Source organism: Acidimicrobiia bacterium (genome assembly GCA_016650365.1).
Lineage (GTDB): Bacteria > Actinomycetota > Acidimicrobiia > Spongiisociales > JAENVV01 > JAENVV01.
Genome location: JAENVV010000285.1, coordinates 1 through 11,372 on the forward strand (window position 1 = coordinate 1; position 11,372 = coordinate 11,372).

Annotated in this window: 12 protein-coding genes; 11 read left to right on the forward strand and 1 reads right to left on the reverse strand. The window is 60.7% G+C overall.

Annotated elements, in window-relative coordinates:
- The 5 genes from JJE47_15815 to nusB all read left to right on the forward strand — a co-directional run.
- The coding region (locus tag JJE47_15815; GenBank protein ID MBK5268886.1) for a hypothetical protein at window positions 1–392 on the forward strand (392 nt) is incomplete at its 5' end.
- A gap of 66 nt (window positions 393–458) precedes the next feature.
- Window positions 459–1,601, forward strand: a complete 1,143-nt coding sequence (gene aroC / locus JJE47_15820; protein ID MBK5268887.1) for a chorismate synthase — start codon at window positions 459–461, stop codon at window positions 1,599–1,601.
- Window positions 1,602–1,620: 19 nt separating this feature from the next.
- Complete coding sequence (locus JJE47_15825) at window positions 1,621–2,649, forward strand: 3-dehydroquinate synthase (GenBank protein ID MBK5268888.1); 1,029 nt, start codon at window positions 1,621–1,623, stop codon at window positions 2,647–2,649.
- Between the two features lie 26 nt (window positions 2,650–2,675).
- Entirely contained in the window at window positions 2,676–3,233 is a 558-nt protein-coding gene (efp, locus tag JJE47_15830) for an elongation factor P (protein MBK5268889.1), read from the forward strand.
- Entirely contained in the window at window positions 3,230–3,589 is a 360-nt protein-coding gene (nusB, locus tag JJE47_15835) for a transcription antitermination factor NusB (GenBank protein ID MBK5268890.1), read from the forward strand. The genes efp and nusB overlap by 4 nt, the downstream gene beginning before the upstream one ends.
- On the opposite strand, the gene JJE47_15840 is transcribed toward nusB, so the two are convergent.
- Entirely contained in the window at window positions 3,577–4,746 is a 1,170-nt protein-coding gene (locus tag JJE47_15840) for a low temperature requirement protein A (protein ID MBK5268891.1), read from the reverse strand. The two genes, nusB and JJE47_15840, sit on opposite strands and share 13 nt — an antisense overlap.
- A 114-nt stretch (window positions 4,747–4,860) precedes the next feature.
- Between JJE47_15840 and JJE47_15845 the strand changes: the two genes are divergently transcribed.
- The 6 genes from JJE47_15845 to carB all read left to right on the forward strand — a co-directional run.
- Window positions 4,861–5,688, forward strand: a complete 828-nt coding sequence (locus tag JJE47_15845) for an MBL fold metallo-hydrolase (protein MBK5268892.1) — start codon at window positions 4,861–4,863, stop codon at window positions 5,686–5,688.
- Between the two features lie 172 nt (window positions 5,689–5,860).
- Window positions 5,861–6,403 carry a bifunctional pyr operon transcriptional regulator/uracil phosphoribosyltransferase PyrR gene (gene pyrR / locus JJE47_15850; GenBank protein MBK5268893.1) on the forward strand — a complete coding sequence of 181 codons (543 nt, stop codon included), beginning with the start codon at window positions 5,861–5,863 and terminating at the stop codon, window positions 6,401–6,403.
- A complete protein-coding gene (locus tag JJE47_15855; GenBank protein MBK5268894.1) occupies window positions 6,400–7,314 on the forward strand; it encodes an aspartate carbamoyltransferase catalytic subunit in 915 nt (304 codons plus the stop codon). The genes pyrR and JJE47_15855 overlap by 4 nt, the downstream gene beginning before the upstream one ends.
- Window positions 7,311–8,573, forward strand: a complete 1,263-nt coding sequence (locus JJE47_15860) for a dihydroorotase (GenBank protein MBK5268895.1) — start codon at window positions 7,311–7,313, stop codon at window positions 8,571–8,573. Before JJE47_15855 ends, JJE47_15860 begins: the two co-directional genes overlap by 4 nt.
- On the forward strand, window positions 8,570–9,724 hold the full coding sequence (gene carA / locus JJE47_15865) for a glutamine-hydrolyzing carbamoyl-phosphate synthase small subunit (protein MBK5268896.1): 1,155 nt from the start codon (window positions 8,570–8,572) through the stop codon (window positions 9,722–9,724). The genes JJE47_15860 and carA overlap by 4 nt, the downstream gene beginning before the upstream one ends.
- Window positions 9,724–11,372, forward strand: a 1,649-nt coding sequence (gene carB / locus JJE47_15870; GenBank protein ID MBK5268897.1) for a carbamoyl-phosphate synthase large subunit, incomplete at its 3' end; no start/stop codon positions are given. The genes carA and carB, both read left to right, overlap by 1 nt.

Below are 11,372 nucleotides of genomic sequence, written 5' to 3' on the forward strand. Positions count from 1 at the left end.
CCGCTCCTCAGTCTGCCCCGGTCGGCAACCTTGCCAACCTCGTTGCCGGGGATGTGGTGGCTTCGAATCTCCAGACGTCTCAGCCTCGCGACCCGTTCCGACCGCTAATCCTCGACGATGGGACGGCCTCGTTTGGCCCTGGCACGGGCGGTCGCAACGGCATCACATTCAAGGTCAACAACATTACGGTTGACACCGATGGTTCGATGACCGTTGAGGTCGAACTCAACGGGACCACTCACGTGGTCGGGGTCGGCGACACGTTCGCCGGTTCGTACAAAGTGATCTCGATCACGCCGCCCGATGAGGCGGCCGGAACCCTCGGTCGGGCCGTGTTCCTTTTTGGGGATAACGCCTTCGAGGTGGTGGAAGGCCAAGAGATCCTCAAGTGATCCGGCCTGCCCGGCCGGATAGGGATCTCGTGTACCCTACGTCTCTATGTCGAGATTTCTGTCATGCTGAGGTTCCTGACCGCGGGTGAGTCCCACGGACCGGGCCTGGTGGCCACCATCGAAGGGGCCCCGGCCAGCCTGCCCTTTCTTCGTGAAGAACTGAGCGAGGAACTGGCGAGGCGTCGCCTCGGGTATGGACGCGGTAACCGCATGAAACTCGAAAAGGACGTTGTCGAGATCATGGGCGGAGTGCGGCACGGAATCACCCTGGGAAGTCCCATCGCGGTGATCATCCGCAATACCGAATGGCCACGTTGGGAGGCTGAAATGTCGCCAGACCCCGGCCAAACCGACCGGACGCTCACCACGCCCCGGCCAGGGCATGCTGACCTGGTTGGCATGCAGAAGTACGACACCCACGACGCCCGTAACATTCTCGAACGCGCCTCGGCACGTGAGACGGCCGCCCGGACCGTGGTCGGCTATGTGGCCAAGCAGATTCTCGCCTCGATCGGGGTGGCGGTCTTGTCACATGTGGTCGAGATCGGCATGGCCAAGTCTGATGATGGAGTCCTACCGATGCCGGCCGACCTGGCAGCCATTGACGCCTCTCCGGTCCGCGCCCTTAGCGGTGAGGACCGGATGGTCAGCGAGATCGAGGCGGCCAAGGCCGACCGCGATACCCTCGGCGGTGTGGTGGAAGTCGTGGTCCACGGCCTGCCGGCCGGAGTGGGATCTCACACCCATTGGGATCGGCGACTCGACGCCCGCCTGGCTTATGCGCTGATGTCGATACAGGCAATCAAGGGTGTCGAGGTAGGCGATGGATTCGAATCGGCCCGGCGACGAGGGTCGGCAGCCCACGACGAGATCTACCTGGAAGACGGAGAATTCATTCGTAAGACTGATCGGGCGGGCGGCACCGAAGGCGGCATGTCGACGGGTCAGCCACTCCGGGTTCGGGCGGCGATGAAGCCTATCTCGACCGTTATGCGCCCCCTGGACACCGTAGATGTCGAAACCAAAGAGGCCGATGTGGCGTTCCGCGAACGAAGTGATGTCTGCGCAGTGCCTGCGGCGGGTGTGGTTGCCGAACAAATGGTGGCCGTGGTGCTTGCCCAGGAGCTACAGCGACAGTTTGGTGGCGACACGGTCGGTGATTTTCAAAACGCGGTCTCTAGTTACAAGGAACGGCTGCGCCGGTTTTAGGCGGGCAGGAGAGGCGAGCGTGTCGAAATTCGAGGTAACAGCCAACGGTCGGGTCGCCACCGAGATTCTGGTGGGTCCGGCCCTCGTCGATGAACCAGTGCTGCCGGTTCGGTCGGGGCGTCAGCAGGCAGTCATCCTGACCCAGCCAGGGATTCCCCGGGCTATCGCCGAGCGGGTCGCCGCCAGTTTGGATGAGCCACACACCATCCTTGAGCTACCCGACCGCGACGAAGCCAAGCGGTGGGAGGTCGTGGCCGAACTCTACGAGTCGTTGGCGGGGCTGGGAGTGGGCCGCCACGACGCGATCGTCGGGGTCGGGGGCGGTGCCCTCACCGACGTGGCCGGTTTCGTGGCCGCCACCTGGCTGCGCGGGATCGAAGCCGTCTACGTTCCGACCACGATGCTGGCGGCGGTCGATGCTGCCATCGGCGGAAAGACCGGCATCAACCTGGCTGGCAAGAACCTCGTGGGAGCCTTCGCTCATCCGGCCAAGGTGGTCGTCGATACCGATGTGCTCGATGCGTTGCCACTGATGATTAAGCGGGAAGGGTGGGCGGAGGCGATCAAAACCGGCTTCATCGCAGATCCAGATTTGGTGCAGTTGTTTGTCGACTCGCCCGAGGATCCACCTACGGAGGAGATTGTTCGACGATCGATCGCCGTCAAAGCCGACGTCGTCAGTGAGGATTTCACGGAGACCGGTCGTCGCATGATCCTCAATTTCGGGCACACGATCGGTCATGCGGTAGAGATCGTCCAGGGGATCAGCCATGGGGAAGCGGTCTCGATCGGAATGGTGGCCGCTGCCGAGTTGTCCAGGGACAAGTTCGGGTTTGTCTTTCCGGTCAAAGCGACCCTGGCTTCGCTCGGGTTACCTATCGTCGCCGAGGCGGATCTGAAGGCGGTCGAGCATCTGGTGTGGCTCGACAAGAAACGAGATTTCGCCGGCCTCCAGATGGTTCTTCTCGCTGAGGTAGGCGTTCCGCAGATCGTTCATGTGACCGCCGACGACCTCGCGCTGGGTTTAGCCGCCATTGGACTGGCCTAGGATGCTGCTGGAGAACGGAGACCCCAATGATTTCGACAAATGACGTCAAGCCAGGAATGGCTATCAGCATCGAAAATGGGCTGTTCACCATCATCGAATATCAGCACGTCAAGCCTGGAAAAGGTAAGGCGTTTGTTCGCCTGAAGCTTAAGAACGCCGAGACCGGTGCGGTCATCGATCGGACATTTCGAGCGGGAGAAGATGTCGATCGGGCGGTGATCGACCGCAAGGAGCATCAGTTCCTCTATCAGGATGACCTCGGGTTTCACTTCATGGATCTTGAAGAGTTCTCGCAGTTCGCCGTGTCGACCGATGAGGTCGGTGATGCCGGCACGTATCTCGTTGACGGAGCCGTTGTCGTACTGCCGATCTACGAGGGTCACCCGATTGGCGTCGAATTGCCTGCGTCGGTGGAACTAGAAGTGACGTTCGCCGAACCCGGTGTCAAAGGCGACCGGGTTTCGGGAGCAACCAAGCCGGTCACCGTTCAAACCGGTCGAACCGTCAACGTACCCCTCTTCATTGAAACCGGTGATGTCATCAAGGTTGACACTCGAACCGGTGAATACATGACGCGCGTGTGATTGAGCCTCGCGACGCGGCGCTCACCGCTCTGTATGCCATCGATCTCAGCGGCGAGCCAGTACCGTCCGACCTGGTGGATAAGGCGGCCCGCCTCGTGCGCGGAGTCACCGAACACTTGCCGGAACTCGATGAACGGATCAATGAAGTCGCCGAGGGATGGCGTACCGAACGGATGCCGGCGGTTGATAGAGCCATTTTGAGGATGGCAACGTTCGAGCTGGTCTACGAACCTGAGACGCCTGCACCGGTTGTGCTATCGGAGGCGGTCCGTCTGGCAAAGTTGTATTCCACCGAGAAATCTGGCGGGTTCGTCAACGGGGTACTGGCGAAACTGGCTGATACTCAATCTGCTTGAGCGATAATGATCAAGTCGCTGGCTACTTCGAGAACGGCCACTGCCAACAGAACGATGAGCCATACCGTGGCGTGAGGCGGCCCGACCAGCTGCGCGATGAGGCCTGCCGCCAGGACCAGCCCGGCCCCCAGGATCCTGCGGATGGCGCGCCGGGTGTTGACGCCTCTTTTTCCGTCCTTTTCGTTGGCCAGATTGATTAAAGCCATGAACCCGAGAGCGCCTGCCATGCCTCCGGACGTGAGCCAGAACTCCCCGTGGTCAAGGTGTTTAGCAACCGCCTGTTCAAGCCCGACCGCCACAATCACCAGGGAGGCGCCAAGTGGCATATGTGCGTAGATCCAGGCAGTGGGTTTCCAGGCTTTCGGTCGTTCTCCGGTCCGCCGAACGACGGATCCCTCCATATTGTCGAAGTACATCCACCACAATCCGGCCGCGATCGATACGGCCAGGGCCGAGTTGACCACCAGCTCAAACGACCATGTCGATTGCGAGATGGCGATCACCGTCGCCGCCATCGACTCGCCGAGGACCAGAATGGTGAAGAGGCCGAACCGTTCGGGCAGATGCTCGACGTCAAGGGGCACCTTCGCCTGAATTTTGCGCATGGCAAACGGTGTGGCGACCGACACGATCAGACCAATCGTCCACAACCAATAGCGGGCGGGAGTTGGCGTGAAGATGGAGATCGTCCAGATGACGACCTCGGCGCTGAACCCCTTGAGGTATCCGGTCAGCAGTTGGCGCGTGATGGGGACATGTTTACGCGCCCTGGCGTACATGATGACGAGGATGAGTCTGGTCACAACGTACGATGCGGCGAAGGCCACCGACGAGTCAGCAGTATTTCCCGAAATTGAACCGGCCATCAACGCGATGGTGATCATCTGGGCGACGGCCAGAACCCGTTGGCCGAAGTCGTCGGTGTCGAACCGATCGGCATAGAAGGTGTAGGAGGCCCACGCCCACCAGATCGGGGCAAAGAAGCCGATGAAGACTCCAAAGCCTCCCCAGGAGGTATTTGCCAGCAGTCGCCCACCAAGGGCGGCGACCGCCACGACGAAGACCAGGTCGTAGAAAAGCTCGGTCCAGGTGGCATGACGAGCTTCGCCGTCTTCGATGGTGCGTAAACGGGGTGGTCTAATGGTCACATACTTCATGTCGCAGCTCTTAGCCTCCCAAACAAACGACGTTTTCGTGCGCCCTGGCGGTAAGCACACTACCAAGCATTCTCACCCCGTTTCTACTAGCGTTTCGGCCCGAGGGAGAAAGCTGTGTCGCGTCATCTTCATTTTTGGGGGGTTCGGGGGTCGATGCCCGTTGGTGGTGCTGATACCACCAGGTATGGCGGCCATACACCCTGCATAAGTGTTGATGGGGGCGGACGCTCGCACATCGTCATTGACGCCGGGACCGGAATTCATCAGTTTCAAAAGAGTTTGCCAGACCCCGGGGATGATGGCTGGGACTTTCATGTGCTGTTTACCCACTATCACCTCGATCACATCATTGGACTGCCGTTCTTCAAGCCGCTGTATGACCCGAGGAACACGTTCACGTTCTATGGATACCCATATGAAGGTATGGCGGTCAATGAGGTGATCCACCGCATCCTCGCCCCGCCCTGGTTCCCGATATCACTGGCAGAGGTACCGTCGACTCAGCACTTCATGGCCCTGAACGGGGACGGGTTCTCTATCGCAGGTATTGAGATCCAACCAGAGCAGTTGGAACATCCGCAGGGGGTGGCGGCCTTTCGCCTGAGGGGGCCTGAGCGATCTGTGGTCTTCGCGACCGATAACGAGCGGGGAGTGTCGAGTCATCTTGACGATCGGCTTGATGAATTAGCCCGCGGGGTGGACGTCCTCATTCATGACGCCCAATACACACCCCAAGAATACGAGCTCGAGCACACGGGGTGGGGTCACTCCACCTGGCAGATGGCAGTAGATGCGGCCAGATCAGCCGGGGTCGGCGAGCTCTTACTCATGAGTCACGATCCTGACCGGACCGACGAGGGAGTCGACGAAATCGTCGAACGGGCCCGACAGTCGGGAGTGAACCTCAGGGCGGCGTTCGAAGGATTGTCGATCGTCATCTAGTTGGCTTCCGGACGGGGGAGTCCTGCCCGGCAGCTGAGTTTTCCGTGGCGGGCCACGTGGTAGAGTCGCCTTCGACCTTTAACGACAGTCCTGTGAGGCTGACAAGGGAGATGAGATGTCCAACCATGTCACGGCGTTGCCGCCCCGCCCAGCTTCCTGGCGGGTGAACTAGATGCCGGAAGTCATCAACGCCGACGACCTCGGTCGAGCCATCCGCCGCATCGCTCATGAGATTGCCGAGCGGAACCATGGCATCGAAAACCTCGTTCTTCTTGGCATCCCGCGCCGGGGCGTACCCCTTGCCAACCGTATAGCAATGGTGCTCGAAGAGATTGAAGGTACGAGTCCTCCCGTAGGAGCGCTCGACATCTCCATGCACCGTGATGACATTTCTTCACGGCCCACCCCGAAACTGCACGGGAGTTCGGTGCCGGTCGATGTCACCGGTCGAACCGTGGTGCTGGTCGATGATGTCCTTTACACGGGGCGAACCATTCGAGCAGCCCTTGATGCCGTCAACGCTTTTGGGCGACCGGCTGCCGTGCAACTGGCCGTTCTCGTCGATCGTGGCCACCGGCAGTTCCCGATTCGGGCCGACTTCGTCGGCAAGAACCTACCTACCTCTGGGGCCGAGCAGGTGGTTGTCGATGTCGAGGAAGTTGACGGATCTGATTCGGTTCGGGTTGAAGTCTCAAGCCAGGAGGTCCAAGGGTGAGCCTATTGACGATTGAAGGCCTCCCGGCCGCCGAAATTTCCCGGTTACTTGATCTCGCTGATGGGTTTGTGGAGGTTTTGGACCGTCCGGTTCCCAAAGTACCGGCGTTACAAGGTCGCACGATCGGCATGCTGTTCTATGAGGTCTCAACCCGGACCCGGATGTCGTTCGAGCGGGCCGCCAAGGCGCTTTCGGCTGACACGATGACCTTCTCCCCGTCCGGATCGTCGGTTTCGAAAGGCGAGTCCTTGAAAGACACAGCGTTGACCGTCGGATCGATGGGCCCTGACCTCTTTGTTGTCCGCCATGCATCCACCGGGGCGCCCTGGCGGGTTGCCGAATGGACCGGTCTCCCGGTGATAAACGCCGGCGACGGCGCCCACCAGCATCCCACCCAGGCCCTCCTCGACTGTCTGACCGTCCGCCAGCATTTCGGCAAAGTAGACGGGTTGCGGGTCGCTATCGTGGGCGATATCCGGCACAGTCGGGTGGCTCGCTCCACGGCTCAAGCGATGGCCACGATGGGCGCCTCGGTGCGGTTCATTGCTCCGCGCACACTGTTGCCGTTTGACGTGGAGGGTTGGCCGGTTGAAACGACCTGTGATTTTGATGGCGCCATCGACGACCTCGATGTTGTGTATATGTTGCGTATCCAGCAGGAGCGGGGAGGTGGTGACGTCTTTCCCTCGATTGGCGAATATGTCAACCGGTTTGGCCTCACCCGGCGTCGGGCCGATCGACTGCCAGAACACACCATGGTGCTGCACCCCGGACCGATGAACCGCGGCGTCGAGATTGACCCGGCCGTCGCGGACGGACCCAGATCCCTCGTTACCAAGCAAGTGGCCAACGGTGTGGCGGTTCGTATGGCCGTTCTCCTCGACCAGCTCAGCGGATCGGAGAAGACATGATCGTTCTGAAGGGTGGAACGGTCGTCGGCACCGAACAGCGAATTGCGGACGTGGCGGTCGATGCAGAACGAGTGGTGGCAATCGGATCCGTTGACGTAGGGCCCCAAGATCAGGTGATCGACTGTTCCGGTGCTTGGGTTGGCCCGGGGTTGGTTGACCTCCATGTCCATCTCAGAGAACCAGGCCAGGAATGGAAAGAAGACATCGCGTCGGGGTCCAAGGCGGCCGCCGCCGGAGGGTTCACGACCGTGGTGGCCATGCCGAACACGGAACCGCCTATCGATTCTGGTCAGATAGCCCGCTACGTCTTTGACCGCGGGGCTGAGACCGGTCTCGTAAGAGTCATCCCGTCGGGGGCCATCAGTCTCGGCAGGGCAGGGGCTAAGCTGGCCCACCTCGATGACCTCTGGGCTGCCGGAGTTCGCATTTTCACCGACGATGGGGATACGGTCGCCGACTCGGGCCTGCTCCGCAGAGCGATGGACTATATCGCCGAACTTGGCGGAATCGTGGCTCAGCATGCCGAGGATCCCGGCCTGGCCGGGCGGGGACATATGCACGAAGGTGCGGTCTCGTCGCGCCTTGGCATGATTGGCCTGCCGTCGATGGCCGAGACGATCATTGTCGAACGCGATATCCGCCTTGTCGAACTAACCGGTTGTCGGTATCACGTGCAGCACGTATCTGCCCGACAGACACTCGATGTCATCAGACGGGCGAAAGAGGCGGGCCTTCCGGTAACGGCCGAAGTTGCCCCTCATCATCTTGAGTTCACCGATCGACTGGTCGAAACCATGAATCCGGTGGCGAAGATGTATCCGCCATTGCGAACGAAAGCTGACGTTGCTGCGCTTCGGGCCGGTCTGGAAGATGGAATGATCGACTGCGTTGCCACCGACCACGCTCCCCATTCAGCTCATGAAAAGGACGTCCCCTTTGAGGAGGCCCCACGTGGCGTCATCGGACTCGAGACGGCGGCCGCGGCGGTCAATACGTCGGTTGGGCTTCCGGCCGTGACGTTCTTTGAGCGGATGTCGATTGCCCCCGGTCGGCTACTCGGATTGGAGACCGGACCACTCGCGGTCGGATCGGTAGCGGACATCACGGTCTTTGACCCGAGTCAGTCATGGACTCCCGGGACGTTCGTTTCGAAATCTGCCAACTCACCCTGGATCGGGACAGAGATAACCGGCCGGGTTCGAGCGACGCTTCTGGGGGGCCAGGTGACCTTCGAGCACAAAGAGGGGGCGTCCGAATGAGTGAAGCACTGGCAGTCACCGCAGACGGAACCGTGTTCAGGGGTAGGTCGGTCGGGGTAGACGGCCTCACGACCGGTGAAGTCGTATTCAACACGGCGATGGCCGGCTACCAGGAAATCTTCTCTGATCCGTCATACGCCGGTCAGGTGGTTGTTATGACCGCATCCCACATCGGCAACTATGGAACGACCGCGCTCGATGACCAGTCCGACCGTGTGTTCGCTTCCGGTGTGGTCGTTCGGTCGCTGTCACGGCGCGAGTCCAACTGGCGGTCGACCGGGAGCCTGGCTGAATATCTGGCGACCAAGGAGGTGGTGGCGCTCGCCGACGTAGACACTCGCCGACTGACCCGTCACATTCGCGAAAAAGGTGCCCAGGCTATTGCGATGGGAGCCGGGGTAACGGAATCCGAATTGCACGAAGCAGCCCAAAACGCTCCCACGATGAGCGGTCAGAACCTGGCAGCCGGCGTATCAACCATTGCTCAATACTCGGTGGAGGCGACCACGCCTTCGCGGGGCCGTGTGGTGGCGCTCGATCTTGGACTGAAACGTGACATCCTGGCGAATCTCGCCTCTCGGGGATTTGACGTCACGGTTGTTCCGATCGGGACTTCGGCCGACGAGATCATGGCGCTCGGTCCCGCCGGGGTTTTTCTGTCCAACGGCCCCGGGGACCCGGAACCGTTGACAGGCCCGATCTCCACCATTCAATCCCTGCTCGGAAAGGTCCCGATCTTCGGTATCTGTCTCGGTCATCAACTGCTGGGTCTGGCGCTTGGTGGTCGCACGTACAAGTTGCCGTTCGGCCACCATGGGGGAAATCACCCGGTGATGCGGCTTTCCGATCACGGGGTCGAGATCACGAGCCAGAACCACGGGTTCGCGGTTGATCCCTGGTCGATGACCACCGAGGACCCGGTGTCGATGACCCCGGGCGAGTTGGCGGGTCCGCACCTGCTTCCCCGATCGATGGCGTCCGATTTCGGAGCCGTGGTTGCCTCCCATCAGAACCTCAACGACGGAACCCTCGAAGGCTTGCGGTGTTTGGACGTCCCCGCCTTCTCTGTGCAATATCACCCTGAGGCCGCACCCGGCCCTCACGACGCCGTCAGGGTCTTTGATGACTTCGTTGAGCTGATGGGGATCTGATGGGGAAGCGAACCGACATTTCCTCGATCTTGCTCATCGGATCTGGCCCCATCGTCATCGGTCAGGCGTGTGAATTCGATTACTCGGGCACCCAGGCGGCCAAGGTCCTGCGCTCCCACGGGTACCGGGTGATCCTTGTGAATTCCAATCCCGCCACCATCATGACCGATCCCGAGTTTGCCGACGCGACGTATATCGAACCGATCACCGCCGACGTAGTCGAGGCCATTCTGGAGAAGGAACGCCCCGACGCCTGTCTGCCGACCCTCGGCGGCCAGACCGCGCTGAACGTGACGACCGAGTTGGCGGCGCGAGGAGCTTTTGAAAAATACGGTGTCGAATTGATCGGTGCGGGGATTGATGCCATCGAACGGGCCGAAGACCGGGGCCTGTTCAAAAAGACCATGGAAGAGGTCGGGATCGCCACCCCAAGGGCCGTCTATGCCCGTTCAATGGCCGAAGCGATGAGTGCCGCAACGGAGATCGGATATCCAATCATGATCCGGCCGTCGTACATCCTGGGTGGGGGCGGTACCGGCATTGCTCATGACGAGGCTGAGTTTATCAAAAAGGCCGGCTATGGCCTCGAGTACTCACCGGTTGGTGAGATCCTCGTAGAACAGTCGGTGGTGGGTTGGAAAGAATTCGAACTGGAAGTGATGCGTGACCGGGCCAACAACGCGGTCATCGTTTGCTCAATCGAGAACCTCGACCCGATGGGCGTGCACACGGGTGACTCGATCACCGTTGCTCCCATTCAGACTCTGTCCGACCGCGAGTACCAGGACATGCGCGACGAGGCGATTCGGTGCCTTGAGGCCATCGGCGTCGAGACCGGCGGATCAAACGTACAGTTTGCCGTCGACCCGGCAACCGGCCAGCGGCTCGTGATCGAAATGAATCCCCGGGTGAGTCGCTCTTCGGCGCTGGCGTCAAAGGCGACCGGCTTTCCGATTGCCAAGATTGCTGCCCTGCTGGCGGTCGGCTTCACGCTCCCAGAGATCGCCAATGACATTACGCAACGTACTCCGGCCGCCTTCGAGCCGGCCCTCGACTACGTCGTAGTCAAAGCGCCGAGATTCGACTTCGCCAAGTTCCCAAGTGCCTCGAATACGTTGGGGACGTCTATGCAATCTGTTGGCGAAGCGATGTCGATTGGTCGGACGTTTCCCGAAGCGCTGCAGAAAGTCCTGCGCAGCCTTGAGATCGGTCGCCGGGGGCTGAATGCTGACCCTCGCGAGGTTGATTATCGGACAATGACCGACGACGAGGTCGCCGATCGGTTGGCGATACCTACGCCGTCACGGGTGTTCTACGTTGGTGAGGCTATTCGTCGGGGATTTAGCGTTGAGCGAGTATCGGAGCTATCGGGCTACGACCCGTGGTTCGTCGATCAAATGGTGGAGATCTATGAGATCCGCAACGAGGTCGAGGCGGCCGGCTTGCTGGGAGCTGCCCGGAATCCAGAGGTCATTGCGATCCTTCGTGAGGCGAAGCGGGCGGGCTTCTCAGATCACCAGTTGGCGTATCTGTGGGGTCGTGACGAGGACTTCGTGCGGGAGCTTCGTCATGAGTTCGGAGTCCGACCCACGTACAAGACGGTTGATACGTGCGCAGCGGAGTTCGAAGCCCACACCCCGTATATGTA